Here is a 25,288-nt window from a genome sequence, read left to right as displayed (position 1 = left end):
CGCGGCCGGGGTGCGCGGCGCCGGTGCAGCAGCCGGGGTGCGTGGGGCCGTGGCGGCGGGAGCGGGCTCAGCCGGCGCATCCGTGCTGCCGCCGTCGACGCCGATGCGGCGTTCGAGACGTTCGACGCGGGCGAGGGCGCCGCGGGTGCTGTCGTCGGCGGCGGGGATGAGCACGCGCGCGATCATCAGCTCGAGGTGCAGGCGCGGCGAGGTGGCGCCCGTCATCTCGGTGAGGGCGGCGTTGAGGATGTCGGCGGTGCGGCTCAGCTCGGCGGGACCGAACTTGGACGCCTGCACGTGCATACGGTCGAGTTCGTCCTGCGGCACGCCGCGGAGCACGGCCGCGGCGGCGGCGGCGCTCGTGGCGGCAACGATGATGAGGTCGCGCATGCGCTCGAGCAGGTCTTCGACGAAGCGGCGGGGATCCTGACCGGTCTGGATGACGCGGTCGACGGCGTCGAACGCGGCCGAGGAGTTGCGGGCGGCGATGGAGTCGATGGCGTCGTCGAGCAGGGTCGCGTGGGTGTAGCCGAGCAGTGCCACGGCGCGCTCGTACTCGATCGCGTCGGTCTCGGAGCCGGCCATGAGCTGGTCGAGCAGCGAGAGGGTGTCGCGGGGCGAGCCGCCGCCGGCACGCACCACGAGCGGCAGCACGCCGGGCGCCACGGTCATGTTCTCGCTGTCGCAGAGCTGCTGCACGTAGTCGAGCATGGGCGCCGGCGGCACCAGCCGGAACGGGTAGTGGTGCGTGCGCGAACGGATGGTGCCGATGACCTTCTCGGGCTCGGTGGTGGCGAAGATGAACTTCACGTGTTCCGGCGGCTCTTCCACGATCTTCAGCAGCGCGTTGAAGCCCTGCGGGGTGACCATGTGCGCCTCGTCGAGGATGAAGATCTTGTAGCGGTCGCGGGCCGGCGCGAAGATAGCGCGTTCGCGGATGTCGCGGGCGTCGTCGACACCGTTGTGGCTGGCCGCGTCGATCTCGACCACATCGAGCGAGCCGCTGCCGTCGCGGGAGAGCTCAACGCAGCTGGGGCAGACGCCGCAGGGGGTGTCTGTGGGGCCCTCTGCACAGTTGAGGCAGCGGGCCAGGATGCGGGCGGATGTGGTCTTGCCACAGCCGCGCGGCCCGCTGAAGAGGTAGGCATGATTGACCCTGTTGGTGCGCAGGGCGGTCATGAGCGGATCGGTCACCTGGGACTGACCGATCATTTCGGCAAAAGTCTCTGGCCGGTAACGGCGATACAGGGCGGTAACCACGAGGTCAATCGTACTTGCTGCCACTGACACCCCGGGTGGATGGTGCACAGGGCGGCGGAGGCGCATCCGCCCGGCTCGGCCGGCGGTACCTAAAGGCGAGCGCGGCTGGGGCGAGCCCGCGCGGATCAGGAGTAGTAGAGGGCGACCGGGCGGCCGTCGATCTGGCGCACGTCGACCTTGGTGTCGTAGACCGCCTCGAGAACCTCCGGGCGCATGATCTCGGCCGCGGCGGCATCCGCCACGACCCGGCCATCGCGGATGGCGACGATGCGGTCGGAGTAGGTGGCGGCGAAGTTGATGTCGTGCAGCACCACGATGACACGTTTGCCGAGCTCGTCGGCCATTCGGCGCAGCAGCTTCATGATCTCGGTCATATGGCGCAGGTCGAGGTTGTTCAGCGGCTCGTCGAGCAAGATGTACTTGGTGTCCTGCGCGAGCACCATCGCGATGAACGCCCGCTGCCGTTGCCCGCCGGAGAGCTCGTCGAGGAACCGGTTGCGAAAGTCATCAAGCTCGAGGTAGTCGATGGCCCGGTCGACGTGGTCGCGGTCGGTGACCGTGAGTCGCCCCTTCGAGTGCGGGAAACGGCCGAACTCGACGAGGTCGTGCACGGTGAGGCGCGCGGCGATGTGGTTGTCCTGACGGAGCACGGCGAGGGTCTTCGCGAGGTCGCTCGACCGGGCGGTGGCCACGTCCGAACCGTCCACGGCGACGCTGCCCGCCTCGGGACGGATGAGGCGCCCCACGACACCGAAGAGGGTTGACTTGCCGGCACCGTTGGGGCCGATGAGCGCGGTCACCCCCTCAGCACCGAACGCGATGCTCACCTCATCGAGCACGGTGTGACCGTTGTAGCGCTTGCTGACGCCGTCGAGCACGATCATCGCGCCCCCTTTCGCAGAACCAGGTAGAGGAAGAAGAGCCCGCCGGCGAACTCGATGATCATCGAGAGGCTGCCGCCGAGGTTGAACACCTGCTCGAGCACGATCTGCCCGCCGAGCAGGCAGATCACCCCGATGAGCACGGCCGTCGGCAGCGTCCACACGTGGCGGAAGGTGCCGGCGTAGGAGTACGCGAGGTTAGCGACGATGAGGCCGAAGAACAGGATCGGCCCGACCAGAGCGGTCGACGCGGCGATCATCACCGACACGATGGTGAACAGCATCAGCAGAGTGCGCCGATGGTTCACCCCCAGTCCGACCGCCGCCGGCTCCCCCAGGGTCAACACATCGAGGATGCGCAGCAATGGCAGGACGGCGGCGCAGGCGAGCAGCACGACGGCGCCGGTGAGCAGCAACAGGGTCTCGTCGGGGCGGGTCAGCGACGCGAACATCGCGTCGGAGAGCACCTGGAAGTCCAGCGGGTCGAGCATCCGCTGCATCCACTCGGTGAAGCTGCGGAAAAAGGTGCCCAGCACAATGCCGACCAGCAGCATCAGGTGGATCGAGCGGCGTTTGCCGCCGAACAGCCAGGTGAACAGGAACACGCTGAACGCCACCATCACCACGACCTGTACGAGCCAGAGGGTGAGTGGGTCGGCGCCCAGGAACGACGCCGAGCCGAAGAAGAACACGATCACCGTGGAGATGAGCACGTAGAAGGCGTCGAACCCCATGATCGACGGGGTGAGGATGCGATTCTGTGTGATGGTGTGGAACACCACGGTGGACACGCCCACCGCGGTGGCGACGAGCAGCATGGCGAGCACGGTGAGGCTGCGGATCTTGACCGCGAAGGCCAACGAGCCGGGCACATCCGTGAAGAAATACACCGCGACCAGGGCGAGCGCCACGATCGCGAGCAGGGCCAACCGCAGCCCGGGGCGGGCCCAGAGCGGGCCGAGCCGGGCGGGCGCCGGCGTGCGGCCGGTGACGGCGTCAGTGAGCACGACCCCTCCTTCGCAGTAACAGCCAGAGGAACAGGGCGGCGCCGATGATGCCCACGATGACCGACAGCGGGATCTCGTAGGGGAAGCGCACCACCCGGGCGACGATGTCGCAGGCGATCACGAACACGGCGCCGAGGCCGGCGATCCACGGGATGGACCGACGCGCGTTGTCGCCGATGATGAGGCTGACCACATTGGGCACCACCAGGCCGAGGAACGGGATCACCCCGGAGGTCACGAGGACCGACGCCGTGATGAGGGCGACGATGACCATGCCCACGGCCACGACGCGGCGGTAGTTGAGGCCGAGGTTGGTGGCGAAGTCCTCGCCCATGCCGATGACGCTGAACCGGTCCGCGGCGAACCAGGCCACGACCACCATGGCCCCGGCGATCCAGACGAACTCGTAGCGGCCCTGCATCACCGAGGCGAAACTGCCCTGTGACCACTGCCCGAGCGACTGGAGCAGGTCGAGCCGATACGCGAAGAACACCGTGACCGACCCGACGATGCCGCCGAGCATGATGCCCACCAACGGCACGAGCACCAGCTGGCGCACGGGCACCGCGCGCACGACCCTCAGGAACACCCAGGTGCCCAGCAGCCCGAACACCGCGGCGACGGCCATCTTGCCGACCACCGCCATCCCGGGCCAGAAAACGGTGCTGATCAGCATTCCGAGTGTGGCGAATTCGGTGACCCCGGTGGTGCCGGGCTCGACGAACCGGTTGCGCACCAGCATCTGCATGATCAGGCCGGCGATGCCCAGGGACGCGCCGGCCAGGAGAACGGCGACGGTGCGTGGGATGCGGCTGGTCACCAGGAGGAACGCCGCACTGCTGTCGGGCCCGCCGGTGAGCAGCGCAAGCGGCGAGACATCGGAGACCCCGATGAACAGGCTCGCGCTCGCAAGGATCACGAGGATGGTGCCAATGAGCACCCCCACCCCGGTGCGCCGCGGACGGGCGGGCACCGGGGTGGGGGTGCGACGGGTGAGGAGGTCGGTCACAGTGTGCGGGCGATCCCGGGGGTCACTCGGCGATCTGCAGGACGTCGTCGATCATCAGCTGCGTGGTGGTGATGCCGCCGAACACGATGTACCAGGCGGTGGGGTCGAGGTAGACGATCTGGTCTTGCTGCGCGGCGGTGGTCTGCTTGACGATCGGGTTGTCGAGAACGGTCGCGGCCGCCTGGGCGTCCTCGGTGCCGGTCGCGGCGTCACGGTCCACGACCCAGAGGTAGTCGGGGTTCTGCTCGAGCAGGAACTCGAACGAGACCGGCTCACCGTGGGTGGCCGCCTCGATCTCTTCGACGACGGGCGTGACGCCGAACACGTCGTAGATCAGCCCGCCGCGGGCGTTGCGCCCGGTGGCGTCGGCGCCGGCGGGGGCCATGGCGTTGAGCTTGCCGCCGGAGACCATCAGGCCCAGGCCGGTGCCGGCATCCGCCGTCACGGCCTGTGCGTCGTCGATACCGGCCTCGAGGTCGGCCAGGGCGGCCGCGGCCTCGTCCTGAGCGCCGAGCACCTCACCGAGGAACTCGGTGTTGCGCTCGAGAGTCTCGAGGAACGAGCCGCTGATGCTCAGGTCGACGGTGGGCGCGATCGCGCTGAGGTCTTCGTAGAGCGCCGCCGAGCGGCCGCCGATGACGATGAGGTCGGGCTGCTCTGCCTCGATCGCGATGAGGTCGGCCTCGAAGAGTGTGCCCGCGTTGAATGCTTCGCTGGTCAGGTGCTCCCGCAGGTAGTCGGGCACCGAGTCCAGCGGGGCGCCGGAGATCTCGCCGCCGAGGGCTCCGATGGTGTCGAGGCTGGCCATGTCGAACACCACGATGTTCTGGGGGTTGGTGGGCACCTCGACCGTGGTCGCCTCGTACTGCGGGTCTTCGCCTTCGCCGGCGATATTGCGGTCCCACGAGAACGACACCGTCGTGGCCGCGGGGGTTGCGGCGGTGCCGGCAGTGCCGGCGTCGGCCTCGGTTGACGCGCAACCGCCGAGGATCAGCGCGGAGGCCAGGGCGAACGAGAGGGTCGCGAGAGGGCGGGTGAGGGACATCGGCGGGGCCTCCTGGGGCACTTAGGTTAGGCAATCCTTACTGGACCTTGGTTAGGGTAACCTAAGCACTCCGGGATTGTCCAATGCGCACCCATGGCGCCGGGCCTTCCGGACCCGCCGAGCACGCGAGGCGGCGCAACTGTGCCCGAATCGGACAATTGCGCCCGGCGTACCGGGTGCAATTGTCCGCTCGGGGAACAGTTGGGCGGGCTAGAAGTCGGTGTGGCCGAGGTCGGGGCGGGGGACGAAGTGGGCGAGGGTGCTCTCGGTGCCGTGCAGGCAGAGGATGACCAGCTCGTTGTCGGCCCGCAGCACCGGACCGGGCACGTAGAGGGTGGTCTGCGGTCCACGGTCCCAGAACCGGCCGAGGTTGAACCCGTTGATCCAGACCTGGCCCTTGCCCCAGCCGGCGGTGCTGAGGAACAGGTCCTTGCCGGGCTCGGCGGTGAACCGGCCGCGCACGAACGCGGGACCGCTGAGCGAGCCGGAACCGGCGAGGTCGAGGGCGAAGCGGGCGCTGCCGGATGCGACGAACCCGTCGACGTCGAGCGGCAGCACCTGCCAGTCGGCCAGGGTGACACCGTCGAGGGTGGCCGGGCCGATCAGGCCCTTGTCCTCGCCGATGCGTGGGCCGTAGTTGACCCTGCCCTGGTCCTCCACGAGCAGGTCGAGGCGCTCCCCCGGCGGTAAGCCGATCGAGCGGTCATGGTGGTCGCGCTGCAGCACACCGACGGGGTCGCCGTCGACGAAAACCTGGGCGCGGTCGCGCACCTCGCCGAAGGACAGCACGCGGGCACCCGGAGTCAACCGGCTGCGGTACAGGGCGAACCCGGTGTACTGGCCGAGGGCATCCATGCTGGGCAGCCCGGCGGTCGGAGCGGCGCTTATGTCGGCCAGCTCGGGTAACGCGTCCCACAGCGAAACGAACTCGTCGAGGGCGACCTCGAAGGCCGGCGCGGGCGCGGCCGGGGCCGGCAACGACCCGGTCACCGGCGCGTACTTGGCGAGCACCTCGCGGAAGGCGAGGTACTTGGCTGTGACCTCACCGCTCTCCGAGAGGGGCGCGTCGTAGTCGTAAGAAGTGACCGTGGGCTGGAAGACACCCTTGTCGTTGGCGCCGTTGGTGAAGCCGAAGTTGGTGCCGCCGGTGAACATGTACAGCGACACACTGGCGCCGGTGGCGAGCAGGTCGTCGAGCTCGCGGGCGGAGTCCTCCGCGGAAGTGGTGTGGTGGTGCGCACCCCAGTGGTCGAACCAGCCGTTCCAGAACTCGGCGCACATCAGCGGTCCGGTCGGCTGGTGGCGGCGGAGCACGGCCAGGCGCTCGGTAGCGCGGGAGCCGAACGAGCCGGTTTTGTGCAACTCGGGCAGGCTGCCGTCGGAGAGCATCTGGTCGGTGGGCTGGTCGATGGTAGTCAGCGGCACCGTGATGCCGCCGGCCCGGTTGAGCTCGACGAGCGCGCGCAGGTAATCCTTGTCGTCGCCGTAGGCGCCGTACTCGTTCTCGATCTGCACCAGGATGACCGGGCCGCCCCGGTCGATCTGCCGGGACGCCACGATCGGCAGCAGCTGCTCGAAGTACTCGGCCACGGCCGCCATATAGAGCGGCTCGTTCCGCCGCACCCCCACGGCCGGGTCGGTGAACAGCCAGCCGGGCAGGCCGCCGTTGTCCCACTCGGCGCAGATGAACGGGCCGGGCCGCACGATGGCGTACATGCCCTCGGCGGCGATCAGGTCGAGAAAACGGGCCAGGTCGAGCTGGCCCTCGGTGTCGAAACCGCCACGAGCCGGCGAGTGCGCGTTCCAGGCCACGTAGGTCTCGATGGTGTTCAGGCCCATCAGGCGGGCCTTGTGGATGCGGTCGGCCCAGTGATCCGGGTGCACCCTGAAATAGTGGATGGCCCCGGCGAGCACCCGGAACGGCTCACCGTTGAGGAGGAAGTGCTCGTCGCCGATCTCGAACGCGCCCATGATCAGGCCGCCGTTCGGGCGCGGCCGAGCACGGCGACGCCGGTGGCCGGGAGGGTGAGCGAGTCCGCGGCGAGGGTGCTGCCGCCGAGGTCGACGGCCACGAGCGTGCCATCGGCCTTGCCCAGCGGCACGGTCACGGCCTTGTCGGAGTGGTTGATGTAGAAGAGATAGTCCATGTCGTCGGACTGGCGCACGGCGAGCTGCACGATGCCGTGCGCGTCTCTCGGCAGCGGCGAGACGATGTGGGCGGCGGCGGCGAACCGGCCGACCAAAGCCACCAACGCGTCGGGGTCGAGGACCGTGGCGACGAAGCTGGCCCGGCCGCCGGACTCGGTCGAGACCACGCGGCTGGTCACCGCCGGCACACCGGGGAACGGGCCGTCCTGGAAGCGGGCGAGCACCTGGACATCGGAGGCCACGGTGACGTCGTGGGTGAGCAGCGACCCGGTTGACCCGGCCGGCAGGTCGCCGGACAGGCCGACGGTCTGGCCCGGCTGCAGGCCGCCGAACTCCTCGGCGCGCACGCCGAGCAGCTCGCGGAACGCGCCGGGGTAACCGCCGGGGTGGATGTGGTCGTCGGCGTCGGCAATGCCGGAGAACACGCCGACCACCAGGTGGCCGCCGGTGCGGGCGTAGTCGGCCAGGGCATCCGCCAGCGGCTGCGGCACTATGTAGAGCATCGGCGCGATGACGAGGTCGTACCCGGCGAGGCCGTGACCGTTCAGCACCGACCGGGCCGGCACAATGTCGGCCTGCAGGCCATTGGTGAGCGCGGCGGTGTACCAGGCCATGGCCTCGGCCTTGTAGCGCAGCAGCTCGGTGGGGTGCGAGTCGAGTTCGGAGGCCCACCAGGAGTCCCAGTCGAAGAGGATTCCGATGCGGGCCTGCTTGGTGCGGCTGCCGGCGACCTCTGCCAGGGAAGCGAGTTCGCCGCCGAAGCGGGTGACGCTCCGGAACACCGAGCTGTTCTCCCCCGCGTGCGGGAGCATCGCGGAGTGGAACTTCTCGGCGCCGGCCAAGGACTGGCGCCACTGGAAGAAGCAGATCGCGTCGGCGCCGTGGGCCAGGTGGGTGAGGCTGTCCCGGCGCAGCTGGCCGGGGGTTTTGGCCTGGTTCACCGGCTGCCAGTTGACGGCGCTGGTGGAGTGCTCCATCAGGAACCACGGCGCCCGGCCGGATATCTGGCCGGTGAGGTTGGCCGAGAACGACAGCTCCTCGAACGCGGCGGGGTCGGCCACGAGCAGGTAGTGGTCGTTGGAGACCAGGTCGATCTCGCCGGCCCAGTCGGCGTAATCCATGCCGCGGGACTCGCCCATCACCATGAAGTTGGTGGTGATCGGCACGTCGGGCGTGATCTGGCGCAGGATCTCCCGCTCGGCGACGAGGTAGCCCTTGAGGGCGTCGCTCGAGAACCGGGCGAAGTCGAGCTGCTGGGTGGGGTTCGGATGCGTCGCGGCCAGCCGCGGCGGCAGGATCTGGTTCCAGGAGGTGTAGTTCTGCGACCAGAAGGCGGTGCCCCAGGCCCGGTTGAGTTCGGTGAGAGTGCCGTAGCGGGCCTCGAGCCAGGCGCGGAACGCCGCTGCCGCGTCGTCCGAGAAGTCGTAGACGTTGTGGCAGCCGAGCTCGTTGCTGATGTGCCACATCGACAGGGCCGGGTGGTTGGCGTAGCGCTCGGCCATTTTCTCGACCAGGGCCAGCGCGTAGCGGCGGAACACCGGTGAGGTGGGGCGCCACTGCTGGCGGCCGCCGGGCCAGATGGTTTCGCCGACCCGGTTCACCGGCAGCACCTCCGGGTGCAGCTCGGTGAGCCACGGCGGCGGGCTGGCGGTGGCGGTGGCCAGGTCGACGGCGATGCCGTTGGCGTGCAGCAGATCGATGGCGCGGTCGAGCCAACCGAAATCCCAGCTGTCCGGGGTGGGCTGCAGCAGCGCCCAGGAGAAGATGCCGACGCTGACGATGTTGACACCGGCCTCGCGCATCAGGCGCATGTCTTCGGCCCAGACCTCTTCGGGCCACTGTTCGGGGTTGTAGTCGGCGCCGTAGCCGATGCGGGCGGCGTCGGCGGGCAGGCTCTCGGTGCCGTCGGCGAGGGTGTGCGCCTCGGGCCAGCGCACCCAGCGATGCTCGTTGGTCGAGACCGTGCTCACGGCGCTCATGCTGCAGCCTTGGCGGCCAGACGCACGATCGACCAGGACAGCGCGGGCAGCACGACCGTGGCGGCGGTGCCGTCGTCGGCCAGTGTCACGTCCGTCAAGTCGACCGGGTGCACGGTGTCTTGATGATCAACAGTGTTGGTGGCGAACCGGTCCCCACCCTCCGGCGCGAACAGGCTCTGCGCTGAGAGCACCGAGTCGGCGGGGGCGCCGGCCAGGTCTACCTCGAGGGTGAGCGGGTCGGAGCTGGAACGGTTGACAAGGAACAAGACGATCTCCTCGTCGGTAGCGGTCACCGCGGCATCCGATAGGTCGACGGTGCCGTGTTCCCTGGTGTCGTAGGTGTCGGAGTGGATGGTGGCGGCCAGCACGTCGCCGTGGGCGGCGGTTGCGGTGAGGGCGAACGGGAAGAAGGTGGTCTGGCGCCAGGCCGGACCGTTGGGCTCGGAACGGATCGGCGCGATGACGTTCACGAGCTGGGCGAGGTTGGCCATGCTGACCCGATCGCTGTTCCGCAGCAGGGAGATCAGCAGGGACCCCACCACCACGGCGTCGCTGACGTTGTATTCGTCCTCGATCAGGCGCGGCTGCGTGTTCCAGTCGCCGGTGAACAGGGGTTCCTTGTCGACCTCGTTGAACCGGGTCTGGTACCAGACGTTCCACTCGTCGACGCTGATGCCGATGGATTTGTCGAGGCCCTGCGCCACGGTGACCTCGTCGATGATGTGGGCGACGTCGCCGATGAAGCGGTCAAGGCCCACGCCGGAGGCGAGGAAACTGCCGAGGTCGCCGGGCTTTTCCTCGTAATAGGCGTGCAGGGAGATGTGGTCGACGAGCTCCGCGGTGTGCTCGAGAACGGTGCGTTCCCAGCTGCCGAAGGTGGGCATCTCGGCGTTGGAGCTGCCGGCGACGACGAGTTCGATGGTGGGGTCGACCCACTTCATCACGCGGGCGGTTTCGGCGGCGAGGCGGCCGTATTCCTCTGCGGTCTTGTGGCCGATCTGCCAGGGGCCGTCCATCTCATTGCCCAGGCACCAGACGCGGATGCCGAACGGTTCGGTGCGGCCGTTGGCCTGGCGCTGGCCGCTGAGCGCGGTGCCGGCCGGGTGGTTGGAGTATTCGAGCAGGGCGGCGGCCTCGGTGATGCCCCGGGTGCCCAGGTTCACGGCCTGCATGATCTCGACGCCGGCGCTCTCGGCCCAGTCGGCGAATTCGTGCAGGCCAACCTCGTTGGTCTCCACGGAGTGCCAGGCCACGTCCAGGCGCGTGGGGCGGTCGGGTCCGACGCTGTCTTCCCAGCGGAAACCCGATACGAAGTTGCCGCCCGGGTAGCGGATCAGGCTGGGGTTCAGCTCACGCACGAGGTCCAGCACGTCTTGGCGGAAGCCATCCGCGGTCGCGGTGGGGTGCCCGGGTTCGTAGATACCCGTGTACACCGAACGGCCCATGTGCTCGACGAACGAACCGAAGAGCCGGGGTGAGACGGGGGCCACGATGTCGTCGCGGGAGATGCTGAGCCGGGCGTGAAACACGAAGGAGATCCTCTGGTTGGAAGCTGATGGTGCGCAAAGGGTGGGCCGTCCGGTCGGACGGGCCCACCCTGTGCCGCTGCGTTACTCGGTGACCGTGAAGCCCTGCTCGTTGCCGTAAGCGACGATGGCCTTCTGCCAGTCGGTCAGGCCCGTGTTGAGGTCGGACTTGTCGGCGTAGGACTGGCCGACGGTGTCGGAGAAGATGCTGTTCGAGTAGACCTGGAACGGCAGGTAGCTCCAGCCTTCGACGACGTCCTTGGCGGACTGGACGAGGACCTCGTTGATCTTCTGGCCGCCGAAGTACTCGCTCTCGGCGCCGAGGAACTCCTCGGACTCGAGGTCGGCGACGGTGGAGGGGAAGCCGCCGGCGTCGATGGAGATCTGGGTGCCTTCACCGGAGTTCATGAACTCGACGAAGCCGGCCGCGGCGAGCTTGTTCTTGCTCTGGGCGAGCACGGCGTCGCCGCCGCCACCGTTCTCGGCGCTGGCGGTGTCGCCGGCCTCATAGACGGGCAGCGGGGCCACACGCCAGTTTCCGGAGGCTTCCGGCACGCCGGATTCCAGGTTGCCGGGCATCCAGGCGCCGATGTTGAGGGTGGCGATGGTGCCGTCGCCCAGACCCCGGTACCACTCGTCGCTCCAGCTGGTGGTCGGTGCGATGAGGTCCTTCTCGATCAGCTGGTTCCAGGTGTCGGCGAACTTCTTCGACCCCTCGTCCTGCAGGTTGATCTCGACGTTCGTGGAGTCGGTGGTGGTGAACGGCTGGCCGCCGGCCTGCCAGATCATGCTGGTGGCGAAGCCCGCGTCGCCGGTGTCGTTGGTGATGTAGGCGTTCGGGTTGGCCGCGTGGAGTTTCTCGGCGGTGGCGATGTACTCGTCCCAGGTGGTGGGCACGGTCAGGCCGTACTGGTCGAACACGGCCTGGTTGTAGAACATGGCCATGGGGCCGGAGTCCTGTGGCAGGGCGTAGACGCCGCCGTCGAGGTTCACCGATCCCCAGGTGCTGGCGGTGTACTGGTCCTCGAGGGAGTCCAGACCGAAGTCGCTCAGGTCGACGAGGGCCTCGGAGAGAGCGAACTGCGGCAGCGCGTAGTACTCGATCTGGGCCACGTCGGGTGCGCCGGAGCCGGCCTTGATGGCGTTCTGCAGCTTGATGTACTGGTCGTTGCCGGTGCCGGCGTTGACCACGTCGACCGTGACGTTGGGGTACTTCTTTTCGAATGCGGTGGCGATGTCTTCCACGGCCGGGGCCCAGGCCCAGACGGTGAGGGTGGTCTCCTCCTGCAGAGCGGCCTCGATGTCGGCGGCGGTGCCGGTCTCGGCTCCGCCTCCGCCGGTGGAGGCGCAGGCGGCCAGGGAGACGCTCAGGGCGAGTCCGGTGGCGACGGCGAGTGCGGTGCGGCGCAGGCGCGTGTTGCTGTGTGGTGCTTTCATTGGGGTGCCTTTCACTTCCTTGTAAACGGATGTTCGGTGCTGCGGATGACGGATGGTGCGGGGGTGGAACGGTAGTGGGGCTACGACTTGACGGAGCCGGCGGCGAGGCCGGACTGCCAGTAGCGCTGAAGGAACAGGAACGCCACGACGATCGGCACGATCGTGAGCAGCGACCCGGTGATGACGAGGTTGTAGATGACGTCGCCGCCCACGGTCTGGGCCTGCATGTTCCACTGCTTCAGGCCCACGGTCAGCGGGTACCAGGTGGGTTCGCTGAGCATGATCAGGGGCAGGAAGTAGTTGTTCCAGGTGGCCACGAGGGTGAACAGGAGCACCGTGACGAGGCCGGGAGCCAGCAGCTTGAGCGAGATGGTGAAGAAGGTGCGGAACTCGCCCGAACCATCCATTCGCGCGGCCTCGAGAACCTCGGTGGGCACCGCGTCCATGGCGTAGGTCCAGATCAGGTAGAGGCCGAACGGGCTGATCAGCGAGGGCAGGATGACCGCCCACGGGGTGTTGGTGAGGCCCATCTGACTGAACATGAGGAAGGTCGGCACCGCCAGGGCCGTGCCGGGGATGGCCACGGCGCCGAGCACGACCGCGAAGACGGCCTTCTTGCCGGGGAAGTTGAACTTGGCCAGGCCGTAGCCGCCGAGCGCCGCGAGGAAGGTGGCGCCGCCGGCGCCGACGACGACGTAGAGCACCGTGTTGCCGAACCAGCGCACGAAGACGCCGTCGTTGTAGGTGAGGGTGGCGACGATGTTGTCCCAGAGGGCGAAGTCGCCCGAGAACCAGAGGCCGAACGAGTTGAGCAGCTCGGCCTGGGTCTTGGTGGAGTTCACGAACAGCCAGAACAGGGGCAGCAGGCTGTAGATCAGCAGGGCGCCCATGATGATGGTGAGAATGATGGACTTCTTGGTGTGCAGGCCCTGGGTGGACTTGCCGGCCTTCTTCTCGCTGGTGTAGCGGGACATCCGCGGGGCTTTCGCCCGTGCGGCGGGGGCGTGGGTCTGGTCAGTCGTCGACATGTCAGGCCTCCTTCCTGGAACCGGAGTTCTGCACGATGTAGGCGATCACGGCGGTGATGAGGCCGACGATGATCGCGATGGTGGCCGAGTAGTTGTACTGCTGACCCGAGAACGACAGGTTGTAGGCGTACATGTTCGGCGAGAAATAGGTGGAGATGGTGTTGGGTGCCAGAGACTGCAGGATGCTGGGCTCGTTGAACAGCTGGAAGCTACCGATCACGCTGAAGATGCCGCCGATGACGATGGCGGGGCGGAGCGCCGGCATCTTGATGCTGCGGATGATGCGGAACGCGTTGGCGCCGTCGAGCGAGGCGGCCTCGTAGAGATCGGTGGGGATCACTCGGAGGGCGGCGTAGAACAGGATCATGTTGTAGCCGATGAATTCCCAGGTGACGATGTTGCCGATCGCGGCGAGCACCCAGGTGTTGCCCAGCGGGTTGGGGATGGCGATCGAGAAGAACTCATTGAGATTGCCGACCAGGCCGAACTTGGTGCCGTACATGAAGCCCCACATGAGCGTTGCGACCACGGCGGGAACCGCGTACGGCAGGAAGATCGCGATGCGGAAGAAGCTGGACAGGTGCAGGCGGGCACTGTCGATGGCGAGGGCGGCGAAGAGTGCGATGCCGAGCATGATCGGCACCTGCACGACGAAGAACAGGGTGACCCGGCCCATCGACTCCCAGAACTTGGGATCGGTGAGCGCCTGGCCGTAGTTCTCGAAGCCGACGAAGGAGTTGCCGCCGACGAGCTGGTCCTTGAAGAAGGACAGGTAAATCGAGTACAGCACCGGGGCGATCAGCACGAGGGCGAAAACGATCATGAACGGGCCGATGAACTTCCAGCCGGTCCAGTCGCGCTTCTGCACGTGGGGCTTGGGCTTGCGGCGGTTCGGCTGGGCCCGTGCACTGCGTGTCTGGCCACTGGGGGGGAGTGTTGACAGCGTCGTCATGCCTTTTTCTCTGACTCGGTATGGTGATGCAACGGACGGTGAATCTGACGGCATGTTTACGTAAACATGACGTGTAAGCACGCTAGCATGTTTACGTAAACATACGGAGATCTTTTTTCGGGACCGGGGAGGGCACGTGGCAACGGCGAGCACGACAGACAGTTCTTCGGCCGCTCCCACGGCCCGCGCGCAGCGCCTGCCGTCGATGGCGGATGTGGCGGCGCTGGCCGGCGTCTCCTCCCAGACCGTCTCCCGGGTGGTGAACGGTCGCAGCAACGTCGACGCCGACACCCGCGACCGGGTGCTCGCCGCCATGGACGAGATCGGCTACCGGCCCAACAGCGCCGCCCGCGCGCTGAAGTCGGGCAAGTTCAGCACCATCGGCGTGATCATGTTCGGCCTGTCCAGCTTCGGCAACATGCGCACCCTCGACGCTGTTGCCACGGCCTCCGCCGAGGCCGGCTACTCGATCACCCTGATCCCGGTGGCGCTGCCCACCCAGGGCGCCGTCGCCGGCGCTGTGAACCGGCTCGCCGAGCAGGCCGTGGACGGCATCGTGATCATTATGGAAGCGCACATCCTGGACCGGATCGACGTGACCGTGCCGACCGGGCTGCCCGTCGTGATCGTCGATTCCGATGCCGGCGAACGCTACACGGTGGTCGACACCGACCAGACCGAGGGTGCTCGGCTGGCCACCCAGCACCTGCTCGACCTCGGGCACCGCACGGTCTGGCACATCGCCGGGCCGGAGTCGTCGTTCTCGGCCGGGCGCCGCACGGCATCCTGGCGGGCCACGTTGAAGGCGGCCGGCGCCCCGGTGCCGCCCGTGCTCGAGGGCGACTGGAGCGCGCAGAGCGGCTACCGGCACGGGGTGGCGCTGGCCGCCGACCCGTCGGTGACGGCGATTTTCGCCTCCAACGACCAGATGGCCCTCGGCGTGATGCGGGCGATGCACGAGGCCGGCCGCTCGGTTCCGGCTGGCGTGAGCGTGGTCGGCTTCGACGATATGCGCGAGGCGGATGCCTTCTGGCCGCCGCTGACCACCGTGCACCAGGACTTCGGCCAAGTGGGGCGGCTCTGCATCGAGAAGCTGCTGCGCCAGATCGACTCCCCCGCGGCCGTAGGCCCCGGTACGACAATCGTGCCCACGCACCTCGTCGTGCGGGCGAGCACCGCGCCACCGCCCCGCTAGGCACCCGGCCCGGGGGTCCCGGGCGGCCGCGCGCCCGCAAAGGCGGAGTTTTGCGGGGCACGCCGCGCCACGGGCCGGCGGATGCGGCGGGTCCGCAATTTCTCCACCCGCTACCTCCTCTACGAGGGGCTCGGTCGCCGGGTGTTGCGGCTCACGCAGCGCCACATTCTCGACGAGTGGGAGACCACGTTCCTCGTGATCAAGCGCGTCGTCGAGGATGCTCAGCGGGAGCAACAGAGGCGACACGAGCGCCCGCTGGAGTGACGGGAGGATACCCCCCATTGTGGGGTATCCGCTACCCCCTCCAACGTTGCTGCGTAAAGTCCCGCACCCCTTAAATAGACGGCAAAATCAGCGATTCGTCACGGAAAAAACTTAATTTCGCGGGTTCTCTCAGAGTGCTTGTAATCGCGGCTCGCAAGACAAAGGATATTCCCGAACACGACACTGACGTCGATGCCGGGCGTCGTGCACACCCCGATCTATCTAGGAGAGTCATGTCGAATACATACCCAGCATCCGTCCCGGGAAACCCCGACCTGGACACCAGCACGGCGTCCGACAGCGGAGCCGGCCCCGATGCCAAAGAACGCGCCACCGAGGTGAAGGACACCTCGGTCGCCGCTGGCCAGCACGTCGCCGGCATCGCCAAGGACGAGTTGCACAAGGTCGGCAGCGAGACCAAGCAGCAAGCCAAGGACCTCTATCGCCAGACGCAGGGCGAACTCGCCGACCAGGCGGCCGCACAACAGAAGCGGGTCGCCGCCGGTCTCCGTTCCCTGGGCGACGAGCTGGGTGCGATGGCCGATAAGTCCGATACTCAGGGTGTAGCCAGCGATATCGCCCACCAGGCCGCCTCGCGTGCTGCCGGAATCGCCGACTGGCTCGACCAGCGCGACCCGGGCGCCCTCCTCGACGAGGTCAAGGGCTACGCCCGGCGCAGCCCCGGCATGTTCATCGGCATCGCCGCCGTCGCCGGTGTAGTGGCCGGTCGCCTGACCCGCTCGGTCATCGCCGAGGCCAAGGACTCCTCCGAGACCGCCTCGACGGGCAGCAGTACCCCGGCCACCGCGCCCACCGGCGTCGGAACCGAGTTCGGCACCGGCGCCACCACCGGAATCGACACGGCCTTCGACACCCCCACCACGCCCACCGGCACCGCCACCGGCGTAGGCACCCCGCTCACGGCGGAGTACCCGAATTACACGGAGAACCGCAATGACTGACATGCCCACGCCTTCTGAACGCAAGGCCGAAGAGACCTCGCTGGGCGATCTGCTCAGTGAGGTGACACGCGACGTGTCTACTCTCATGCGCCAGGAGGTCGAACTGGCCAAGGCCGAGTTACGGCAGTCGGCCACTCGCGCCGGCAAAGGAGCCGGACTGCTCGGCGGAGCCGGCTATGCCGCCCACCTGACGGTGTTGTTCCTGTCGTTCGCGGCCTGGTGGGGGCTCGGACACGTCATCGACATCGCCTGGGCGGCCGTGATCGTTGCCGTCGTCTGGGGCATCGTGGCCGCCGTGCTCTACTCGCGCGGGCGCAAAGAGATGAAGACCATCACGGGAGCGCCCAAGACAGTCGATTCCCTGAAGCAGATTCCTGACGCACTAAAACGAAATGAGGAAAACCGATGAGCACCTATGACGAATCCAGCACCGACCCCGAGGTTCTTCGGAGCCAAATCGAAGACACCCGACGGGGCCTCGGCGCCGATGTCGACGCCCTTGCCGACAAGGTAACGCCCAGCAAGATCATGGACCGCCAGAAGGACAAGGTGCGGGGCGTGTTCAGCTCGGCCAAGGACAAGGTCATGGGCACCGCTTCCGACCTGGGCGGTTCGGTGAGCGGAGCGACCGGTAACGTATCGGGCGCCGCTCACGACGCGGCCTCCCAGGTCAAGGGCAACCCGCTGGCGGTGGGTCTCATCGCATTCGGCGTGGGTTGGCTCGCGTCGTCTCTCCTGCCCGCCAGCACCGTCGAGAAGAAGGTCGCGGCGAACGTGAAGGAGGCCGCTGAGCCACTGACCCAGGAGGTCACCGACGCGGCGAAGCAGATGGGCGAGAACCTCAAGCAGCCCCTCGCCGACGCCGCCGATGCTGTCAAGGGCACGGCCACGGATGCCGCCGACACCGTCAAGTCCGAGACGGGGTCGTCCGCTGACGAGGTGCGCGACACCGCCAAGCACGCCGGGCAGGGCACCGTCGGCTGACGGAGTCACCCGCACCAACCGCTAGATGATCACGAGGAGTAGTACCGGTGGCCCGCAACGACGCCCGTAGCAAGAGGAACAGCGCTCCCTCGCCCGACGATCCACGCAAGCCGGATTCGCCGGGCGAGGTGAAGAAGCCGTCCTGGAAGTACGCGATGCGCAAGACCATGCGCGAATTCACCGCCGACCAATGCACCGACATCGCCGCGTCGCTGACGTACTACGCGGTGCTGGCGTTGTTCCCGGCGCTGATCGCGTTGATCTCTCTGCTGGGCGTGTTCGGTCAGGGCGAGCGGTCCACCGACACCATCCTCGACCTCGTCAACGAGGTCGCCCCCGGCGGCACGGCCGACGTACTGCGCGAACCGCTCGAACAGTTCAGCTCGTCACCGGCCGCCGGGTTCGCCCTGGTCTTCGGCATCGTGCTGGCCATCTGGTCGGCATCCGGCTACGTCGGCGCGTTCAGCCGGGCCATGAACCGGATCTACGAGATCGAGGAGGGCCGGCCGTTCTGGAAGCTGCGCCCGATGCAGCTGGTGGTGACCATCGTCACCATCCTGCTGATCCTCATCATGGTCGTGGTCCTGATCGTGTCGGGGCCCGTCACCGATGCCGTCAGCAGTGCCCTGGGCCTCGGCGAAACCGTGCAGATAGTGTGGTCCATCCTCAAGTGGCCGATCCTGGCTCTGGCCGCTGTGCTGATCATCGCAATCCTCTACTACGCCACCCCGAACGCCAAGCAGCCGAAATTCCGTTGGATCAGCTTGGGCGCGCTGCTGGCGTTGGTGGCCCTGGTGATCGCGTCGTTCCTGTTCGGTCTCTACGTCACCAACTTCTCCAACTACGACCGCACCTACGGCTCGCTCGCCGGTGTCGTGGTGTTCCTGCTCTGGCTCTGGATCGCCAACCTTGCCCTGCTGTTCGGCGCCGAGTTCGACGCCGAACTCGAGCGGACCCGCCAACTGCAGGCGGGTATCAAGGCGGAGGAAGACATTCAGCTGCCACCGCGGGACACCCGCAAGAGCGACAAAACCGCCGAGAAGGAACGTGCCGACATCATTGCGGGGCGGCGCCTGCGCGAGGACAGCGCGGAACGCCACGACACCAAGAGCTGATCCCGACACCATCCGCATCCGACCGTTGATCCACCACGTCCCAGGAAAGGACAATTATGTATTTCCACGTGCAACGACTCATCCACGACATCGCGCAGGACGAGCCGGATCCGGCAGCGGCCAACGCACTGCAGGAGGGCCTCGGCGGCCAGTTCGGCGAGATGCGCACCATGATGCAGTACTTGTTCCAGTCGATGAACTTCCGTGGGCCCGCGGCGAAGCCGTACCGCGACCTGATTCAGGGCATCGGCACCGAAGAGATCAGCCACGTGGAACTGATCGGCACCACCATCTCCCGTCTGGTGGACGGCTCGCCGCGCTACCAGGGCAAGGTCACCGACCCGCTGGACAAGGCCGGCTCGGGCGGAGCGATCCCGCTGGAGATCGCCCTCGACCAGGGCAACATCCACCACTACCTGGTGGGTGCGCAGGGTGCGCTGCCGGTGGACGCCGTGGGCAACCCGTGGAGCGGCAGCTACGTGTACAACTCCGGCAACCTGGTGCTCGACCTGCTCTACAACCTGATGTTGGAGTCCACCGGCCGACTGCAGAAGTGCCGCATCTACGAGATGACCGCGAACAAGACTGCACGCTCCACCATCGCTTACCTCATCGTGCGGGACCAGGCTCACGAGAACGCGTACGCCAAGGCGCTCGAGACCCTGGGTGTGCACTGGAACACTCTGCTGCCGATCCCGAAGACCAACGCGGAGAAGTTCCCCGAGGTGAAGAAGCTGCTCGACCTCAACCTGCACAGCAAGCAGTACACCTTCGACCTCGCCGGCCAGTCGGAGGCGGGCAAGATCTTCCAGGGCATGTCCCCCTCCAAGGACGGCACGAACCTGGTCGCCGACGAACAGGCTCCTGAGGGTGTGCCGTCGGTGATCGCCGGCGAAAGGATGGAGGAGTTCGCCCCCGGGTTGGATCCGGCTCTGATGGAGCTGATCCAAGCCACCGCCGACATGGAGATGGCCGAGGTGGACGTGTCGTTCGGCCCGGCGAAGGCCGCGCCGAAGACCAAGTAAGAGCCGATGCCGCCTTACCGGCCGGCAGACCAAAGGGCCCCGGGACTGTGTCACCGGGGCCCTTCACTCTCGCCAGGGTGGGCGAATCAGCTCAGTGTGAGCGGGTTCCGCTCACTTGCCGAGGCCGACCTTGTCGACCCTGTGGTGGAACCGCATGCCGGCGAGGCCGCCGAGCATCGCGCCGCCAAGGCTGACGATGGCGATCGCAACGGCCGTGAGGATACTGCCCAGGGCCAGGTCGCCCTCCTGGACCGGGATCCGCGGGAAGCTGTTGAGGTTGGCGAGCACATTGAACTGGCTTCCCGCGATAGCGGCCACAATGGCCAGAACCACGGCCACGATCAGAGCCCACAGCCACACGGCGATGCCCTGCTTTGCGCCACTGAACCGCGCCATTCGGCCGGCGACATAGCCTCCGCAGAAGTAGGACACGAAGACGACGACGGCCAGGGCGATGGCACCGATCAGGCCGACGGTCGAGGCGTTCTCGGCCGCGGCATCCGCCGTCTGAGCGGGGTCGGCCTGGTTTCCGAGGCCGACGGCTGCGCCGGCACCGGCTACCAGCGCGGTGAGGAGCACGGCTGCGCCGGTGGCGGTGAGCCAGCCGAAGAAGGCCGTGCCGAACTTCATGCCGCCGAACTGCGCCTTCTGCTTGGCGACGACTTCCTGGCGGATGGTGGTGCCCGAGGTCGCCGGCGATGCGACGGGTTCGACGGGGTCGGGTGCCGTGGGACGCGAGCCGTGGGGGGCCGTGGGGCGCTGGTCGTTGGGTGCCGTGGGGCGCTGGTCGTTGGGTGTCATGGGGCGCGGGTCGTTGGGTGCTGACGTCATGATGTTCTCCTCTGAAGGATGGTGCGGGGTGCGGTGGGAAATCCTGTCGGGCATCCGCCTGACATGCTCTGCTGCTTCTAAGACGGTCCGAACCCCGCACCTGTCATGCTCCAGCGTGAAGAAATCTCACTCCGGCCTGGTCAGTCGGTGTGATTCTGGTCGGCATCCTGACCACGCGGTTCGCTGCTCAACAGCAACCCGTCTGCACTGTCGGCCGACGTCGCGAGCACCTCTATCCAGGCCCGGTTGAGCCCGGGGGTCGTGGTCCCGGTGAACTTGAAATACAGCGGGATGCCGGGGTGCAGCCACAGACTGGGCTGCGCCTCGTCTGGCGCGGCCGGGTCGCTCCAGAAGAGGGCGAAGCTCTCGCCGCGGCGAAGCTTGGAGCCGATGACGCTCTGCAAGTGCACCAGCGCGCGGTCCTCGAAATCGACCTCGGTGGCGCCGGAGATGAGCTTTCCCATGTCCATTTCCCCTTAGGGCTCTCGCTGCCGTGTCCTGGATGGCGGGCACCGCTATGGGTAGGACGGTGGCGGGTCGTCAAACGTCACGCCGAATCGGAAAATCGCCCACCGGGCACGGCGGTCCGGTGCCTCCGGACGCGCGGCTTGCGCTGGCCCGCCGGGGTGGTTCGGCTAGGCCGGGGTGCGCTGGGCCCGGGCCTGGTCGAACGCGCCGCCGCCGATGGGCACGATTTCCTTGCCGAGCGGCGCGAGGGAGATCGGCACCATCTTGAAGTCGGCGATGCCCAGCGGGATGCCGATGATGGTGATGCAGAGTGCGATGCCCGACACGATGTGGGCCAGGGCGAGCCACCAGCCGGCCAGGATCACCCAGATCACGTTGCCGAGGAACGAGAAGGCTCCGCTCGACGGCTTGGCGACGACGGTGCGGCCGAACGGCCAGAGCGCATAGCCGGCGATGCGGAACGACGCGATGCCCCACGGAATCGTGATGATCAGGATGCAGAGCACAATGCCGGCGGCGACATAGCCGAGGAACAGCCAGAAGCCGGAGAGGACGAGCCAGATCAGGTTGAGGAGTGTGCGCACGCCGGAATTCTACTCGCGGTCGGCCCGTCGGCATCCGTTGCTCGGCGTAGACCGACAGCAAAGGCGGAGATTCTCGGGACACGCCGCGCTGCGTGGTAGCGGTGCGGCGTGTCGGGTGAATCTCCGCCTTTAGGTCTCGACGAGCTCGACCAGCGGCCGAGCTCGTCCAGCGGCCGAAGAGTTAGATGACCGCGCGGGTTTCGCGGGCGATCTCGAGCTCCTCGTTGGTGGGGATGACGAGCACGGTGACGCGAGACGCATCCGTCGACACAACACGGGCGACGCGCGAGAACGGGTCGTTCTTCGCCGGGTCGATCTCGATGCCGAGGCCCTCGAGGCCGCGCAGGGCGCCCTCGCGGATGATGCCGGAGTTCTCGCCGACACCGGCGGTGAAGACGATCACGTCGAGGCCGCCGAGCTGGGCCATGTAATTGCCTACGTAGCCCCGGATGCGGTGGTAGTAGACGTCGAGCGCGGCCTGGGCCACGGCGTCGCCGGCCACGGCCGCGTCTTCGACGTCGCGCATGTCACCGTTGCCGGTGAGACCGAGCATGCCGCTCTTCTTGTTGAGCAGGGTGTCGAGCTCTTCGATCGACAGGCCGGCCTTGCGGTGCAGGTGGAACAGCACGGCGGGGTCGATGTCGCCGGAGCGGGTGCCCATGACCAGGCCCTGCAACGGGGTGAGGCCCATCGAGGTGTCGATCGACTTGCCGCCGTCGACGGCGGTAGCGGACGCACCGTTGCCGAGGTGCAGCACGATGGTCTTCAGCTCGCTCAGGGGACGGCCGAGGAACTCGGCAGCGGCCTCTGAGACGAACTTGTGCGACGTGCCGTGGAAACCGTAACGACGGATGTCGTGCTTGGCGGCCAGCTCGGTGTTGATCGCGTAGGTGTACGCGGCCGGCGCCATGGTGAGGTGGAACGAGGTGTCGAAGACGGCCACGTGCGGCACGTCGGGGAAGTTGGTGCGGGCGGCGACGATGGCCTGCACGTGGGCAGGGTTGTGCAGCGGGGCGAGGTCGGCGAGGTCGCTGATCTGCTGCTGAACGGCGTCGTCGATCACGGTGGGGCCGGTGAAGATGGCCCCGCCCTGAACGACGCGGTGGCCCACGGCGATGAGGTTGGCGTCGGACAGCTGCGGGCCATGCTCGGCGAACGCGGCGATCATGACGTCGAAACCGGCGGTGTGGTCGGGGATCGGCAGGTTCGCTTCCTGGCGGCCGGCCTCCGAGGCGGTGTTGGTGTGCCGGGCGTGTCCGCTGGCCTCACCGATGCGCTCGACGAGTCCGCCGGCCAGTTCGGTCTCGGTGTCGATGTCGATCAGCTGGTACTTGAACGAGGACGAACCTGAGTTGATGACGAGGATGGCGGTCATACGGCTGCCACCACCGCTGCGAGAGATGCGGCCTGAATGGCGGTGATCGCCACGGTGTTCACGATGTCCTGCACGAGGGCTCCTCTGGAAAGGTCGTTGATGGGTTTGCGTAGGCCCTGCAGGACGGGGCCGATCGCCACGGCGCCAGCGCTGCGCTGCACCGCCTTGTAGGTGTTGTTGCCGGTGTTGAGGTCGGGGAAGATGAAGACGGTGGCCTTGCCGGCCACGTCCGAATCCGGCATCTTGGCGGCGGCCACGGCGGCATCCGCTGCGGCGTCGTACTGGATCGGGCCTTCGACGGCGAGGTCGGGGCGGCGTTCGCGAACGATCGCGGTGGCCTCTCGCACCTTTTCGACGTCCGCTCCGTTGCCGGAGACGCCGGTGGAGTACGACAGCATCGCGATGCGCGGCTCGATGCCGAACTCGATGGCCGTCTCCGACGCCGAGATGGCGATGTCGGCCAGCTGTGCGGCGGTGGGGTCGGGGTTGACCGCGCAGTCGCCGTAGACGAGGACCCGGTCGGCCAGGGCCATCAGGAACACGCTGGAGACCACGGACACACCGGGGCGGGTCTTGATGATCTCGAAGCTGGGCCGGATGGTGTGCGCGGTGGTGTGCGATGCGCCGGAGACCATGCCGTCGGCCAGGCCGAGCTGCACCATCATCGTGCCGAAGTACGAGACGTCGGTGACGACGTCGCGGGCCTGGTCGATGGTGACGCCCTTGTGGGAGCGCAGGCGCGCGTATTCCTCGGCGAAACGCATCCGCAGCACGTCGTCGAACGGGCTGACGACCTGCGCCTTGGCGATGTCCAGGCCCAGGCCGATGGCGCGCGAGCGCACCTCGAACTCTTCGCCGAGAATGATCAGGTCGGCCACATCGCGGGCCAGCAGGGTGGCGGCGGCGCGCAGCACGCGGTCGTCGTCGCCCTCGGGCAGCACGATGCGCATGCGGTTCTGCCGGGCACGCTCGAGCAGGGTGTACTCGAACATCAGCGGGGTGACCACGTCGGCGCGGCTCACCTTGAGCCGGTCGAGCAGGGCGGCACCGTCGACGTGCTGCTCGAACAACGCCAGGGCGGTGTCGTGCTTGCGCTGCGAGTCGGCGGCCAGGCGGCCGCGGGTGTGGGTGATACGGAGGGCCGCCTCGTAGGAGGCCAGGTCGGTGCGGATGATCGGCACCGACGGGGCGAGGCCCTTCATGAGCTGCTCGATCGACTCGGGCAGCGCGAAACCACCGACGAGAACCACGCCGGCCAGCGACGGGAAGGTCGCGGACGAGTTGGCCATCAGGGCGGCGAGGAGCACCTCGGGGCGGTCGCTGGGGATGACGACGACAGCGCCCTCGGCCAGGCGGGGCAGCACGTTGACCATCGACATGGCGGCCACAACGACGCTGAGCGCCTCACGGGAAAGCAGCTCCGGGTCACCCTGCACCAGGGTGCCGTGGGTGGCTTCGAGGATGGTCTTCATGCTCGGGGCCACGAGGAACGCGTCCTCGGGGATGGCCCAGACGGGCACAACGGCGGCGTGCAGCGCATCCGCGGTGGCCGGGGTGTTGTCGACGCCCTCGCGCACCGCGGCGATGAGGCCGTTGAGGTTGGCGGGGTCGGCGCGGTTGACCACGACGCCCAGCAGCGAGACGTGCTCTGACGCGAGTTCGGTCAGGGCCACATCGGTGAGCTGGCGGATGTCGTCACTGGTGCGCGGTTCGCTCTGGCCGAGCTGGTCGCTCTGGTTGAGCCCCTCGCCCTGACCGAAGGCCACCCGGCCGGCCAGCACGAGCAACACCGGCACGCCGAGGTTCGCGGCGATGCGGGCGTTGTAGGCCAGTTCGGTCGGGCTTCCGACGTCGGTGAAGTCGCTGCCGATGACCACGACGGCGTCACACTGCGCTTCGACGGCCTTGTAACGGGCCACGATGCGCGCCAGCGCGGCATCCGGGTCGGCGTGCACGTCGTCGTAGGTGACGCCGACGCACTCGTCGTAACTGAGCGCCGGCTGCGCGACGGAGTGGGTACCGACGGGCTTGCGGGCCTGCAGGTGATTGAGCAGGAGTTCCAGCACATAGTCGGGCTTGTGCTTGGAGCGAGCGATCGGACGGAAGACACCCACCCGCTCAATGGAGTGCAACAGGGTGTCAAGAACACCCAGGGCGATAGTAGATTTGCCGGTATTTCCCTCGGCGGAGGTGATGTAAATGCTTCGAGCCAC

The 25,288-nt window shown here is 67.6% G+C and carries 23 protein-coding genes; 7 read left to right on the top strand and 16 right to left on the bottom strand.

Annotated elements, in window-relative coordinates; genetic code table 11:
• The 11 genes from E3T19_RS14900 to E3T19_RS14850 form a co-directional block, all read right to left on the bottom strand.
• On the bottom strand, nucleotides 1–1,260 hold a 1,260-nt coding region (locus E3T19_RS14900), incomplete at its 3' end, for a DNA polymerase III subunit gamma and tau (protein WP_134409203.1).
• Nucleotides 1,261–1,385: 125 nt separating this feature from the next.
• Nucleotides 1,386–2,144, bottom strand: coding sequence for an ABC transporter ATP-binding protein (locus E3T19_RS14895; protein ID WP_088455140.1), 759 nt, complete (start codon nucleotides 2,142–2,144; stop codon nucleotides 1,386–1,388).
• Nucleotides 2,141–3,148 carry an iron chelate uptake ABC transporter family permease subunit gene (locus tag E3T19_RS14890; RefSeq protein WP_198415682.1) on the bottom strand — a complete coding sequence of 336 codons (1,008 nt, stop codon included), beginning with the start codon at nucleotides 3,146–3,148 and terminating at the stop codon, nucleotides 2,141–2,143. The genes E3T19_RS14895 and E3T19_RS14890 overlap by 4 nt, the downstream gene beginning before the upstream one ends.
• Nucleotides 3,138–4,157: an ABC transporter permease gene (locus E3T19_RS14885; RefSeq protein ID WP_198418797.1), complete on the bottom strand. Its 1,020-nt coding sequence runs from the start codon at nucleotides 4,155–4,157 to the stop codon at nucleotides 3,138–3,140. The genes E3T19_RS14890 and E3T19_RS14885 overlap by 11 nt, the downstream gene beginning before the upstream one ends.
• Before the next feature lie 22 nt (nucleotides 4,158–4,179).
• A complete protein-coding gene (locus E3T19_RS14880) occupies nucleotides 4,180–5,202 on the bottom strand; it encodes a siderophore ABC transporter substrate-binding protein (protein ID WP_198415683.1) in 1,023 nt (340 codons plus the stop codon).
• 210 nt (nucleotides 5,203–5,412) lie between these two features.
• On the bottom strand, nucleotides 5,413–7,173 hold the full coding sequence (locus tag E3T19_RS14875; RefSeq protein WP_134409202.1) for a glycoside hydrolase family 35 protein: 1,761 nt from the start codon (nucleotides 7,171–7,173) through the stop codon (nucleotides 5,413–5,415).
• 2 nt (nucleotides 7,174–7,175) lie between these two features.
• Complete coding sequence (locus E3T19_RS14870; protein ID WP_134409201.1) at nucleotides 7,176–9,329, bottom strand: beta-galactosidase; 2,154 nt, start codon at nucleotides 9,327–9,329, stop codon at nucleotides 7,176–7,178.
• Nucleotides 9,326–10,858, bottom strand: coding sequence for an alpha-N-arabinofuranosidase (locus E3T19_RS14865; RefSeq protein WP_198415684.1), 1,533 nt, complete (start codon nucleotides 10,856–10,858; stop codon nucleotides 9,326–9,328). Before E3T19_RS14865 ends, E3T19_RS14870 begins: the two co-directional genes overlap by 4 nt.
• 81 nt (nucleotides 10,859–10,939) lie before the next feature.
• Nucleotides 10,940–12,292: an ABC transporter substrate-binding protein gene (locus tag E3T19_RS14860; RefSeq protein WP_088455137.1), complete on the bottom strand. Its 1,353-nt coding sequence runs from the start codon at nucleotides 12,290–12,292 to the stop codon at nucleotides 10,940–10,942.
• An 80-nt stretch (nucleotides 12,293–12,372) separates the two neighbouring features.
• Entirely contained in the window at nucleotides 12,373–13,320 is a 948-nt protein-coding gene (locus E3T19_RS14855) for a carbohydrate ABC transporter permease (protein WP_121678465.1), read from the bottom strand.
• 1 nt (nucleotide 13,321) lies between these two features.
• Nucleotides 13,322–14,272: a carbohydrate ABC transporter permease gene (locus E3T19_RS14850; RefSeq protein WP_088455136.1), complete on the bottom strand. Its 951-nt coding sequence runs from the start codon at nucleotides 14,270–14,272 to the stop codon at nucleotides 13,322–13,324.
• Nucleotides 14,273–14,477: 205 nt separating this feature from the next.
• Between E3T19_RS14850 and E3T19_RS14845 the strand changes: the two genes are divergently transcribed.
• From E3T19_RS14845 to E3T19_RS14815, 7 genes are all read left to right on the top strand, one after another.
• Complete coding sequence (locus E3T19_RS14845) at nucleotides 14,478–15,467, top strand: LacI family DNA-binding transcriptional regulator (RefSeq protein WP_088457843.1); 990 nt, start codon at nucleotides 14,478–14,480, stop codon at nucleotides 15,465–15,467.
• Nucleotides 15,468–15,548: 81 nt separating this feature from the next.
• Nucleotides 15,549–15,731, top strand: a complete 183-nt coding sequence (locus E3T19_RS14840) for a hypothetical protein (protein ID WP_134409200.1) — start codon at nucleotides 15,549–15,551, stop codon at nucleotides 15,729–15,731.
• Between the two features lie 233 nt (nucleotides 15,732–15,964).
• On the top strand, nucleotides 15,965–16,693 hold the full coding sequence (locus E3T19_RS19570) for a hypothetical protein (RefSeq protein WP_166788888.1): 729 nt from the start codon (nucleotides 15,965–15,967) through the stop codon (nucleotides 16,691–16,693).
• Complete coding sequence (locus tag E3T19_RS14830; RefSeq protein WP_103479822.1) at nucleotides 16,686–17,102, top strand: phage holin family protein; 417 nt, start codon at nucleotides 16,686–16,688, stop codon at nucleotides 17,100–17,102. Before E3T19_RS19570 ends, E3T19_RS14830 begins: the two co-directional genes overlap by 8 nt.
• Nucleotides 17,099–17,677, top strand: a complete 579-nt coding sequence (locus E3T19_RS14825) for a DUF3618 domain-containing protein (protein WP_088455132.1) — start codon at nucleotides 17,099–17,101, stop codon at nucleotides 17,675–17,677. Before E3T19_RS14830 ends, E3T19_RS14825 begins: the two co-directional genes overlap by 4 nt.
• A gap of 47 nt (nucleotides 17,678–17,724) precedes the next feature.
• Nucleotides 17,725–18,792 carry a YihY/virulence factor BrkB family protein gene (locus E3T19_RS14820; protein WP_241980264.1) on the top strand — a complete coding sequence of 356 codons (1,068 nt, stop codon included), beginning with the start codon at nucleotides 17,725–17,727 and terminating at the stop codon, nucleotides 18,790–18,792.
• 56 nt (nucleotides 18,793–18,848) lie between these two features.
• On the top strand, nucleotides 18,849–19,817 hold the full coding sequence (locus tag E3T19_RS14815; protein WP_088455131.1) for a manganese catalase family protein: 969 nt from the start codon (nucleotides 18,849–18,851) through the stop codon (nucleotides 19,815–19,817).
• Nucleotides 19,818–19,928: 111 nt separating this feature from the next.
• Here E3T19_RS14815 and E3T19_RS14810 read toward each other — a convergent pair whose 3' ends face one another.
• The 5 genes from E3T19_RS14810 to pta form a co-directional block, all read right to left on the bottom strand.
• On the bottom strand, nucleotides 19,929–20,648 hold the full coding sequence (locus E3T19_RS14810) for a hypothetical protein (RefSeq protein WP_134409198.1): 720 nt from the start codon (nucleotides 20,646–20,648) through the stop codon (nucleotides 19,929–19,931).
• A gap of 140 nt (nucleotides 20,649–20,788) precedes the next feature.
• The gene (locus E3T19_RS14805; RefSeq protein ID WP_088457841.1) at nucleotides 20,789–21,112 is read right to left on the bottom strand and encodes an ATP-dependent DNA ligase; all 324 of its coding nucleotides are present in this window, start codon (nucleotides 21,110–21,112) and stop codon (nucleotides 20,789–20,791) included.
• A gap of 171 nt (nucleotides 21,113–21,283) precedes the next feature.
• Nucleotides 21,284–21,700: a YccF domain-containing protein gene (locus E3T19_RS14800; protein WP_134409197.1), complete on the bottom strand. Its 417-nt coding sequence runs from the start codon at nucleotides 21,698–21,700 to the stop codon at nucleotides 21,284–21,286.
• Nucleotides 21,701–21,881: 181 nt separating this feature from the next.
• On the bottom strand, nucleotides 21,882–23,075 hold the full coding sequence (locus E3T19_RS14795) for an acetate/propionate family kinase (protein WP_103432747.1): 1,194 nt from the start codon (nucleotides 23,073–23,075) through the stop codon (nucleotides 21,882–21,884).
• Entirely contained in the window at nucleotides 23,072–25,288 is a 2,217-nt protein-coding gene (gene pta, locus E3T19_RS14790) for a phosphate acetyltransferase (RefSeq protein ID WP_088455127.1), read from the bottom strand. The genes E3T19_RS14795 and pta overlap by 4 nt, the downstream gene beginning before the upstream one ends.

It is taken from the genome of Cryobacterium sp. TMT4-31, from assembly GCF_004403385.1.
GTDB lineage: Bacteria > Actinomycetota > Actinomycetes > Actinomycetales > Microbacteriaceae > Cryobacterium > Cryobacterium zongtaii.
The sequence above is the reverse complement of the archived record's forward strand: the minus strand, read 5'-3'. Positions and strand labels throughout refer to the sequence as shown.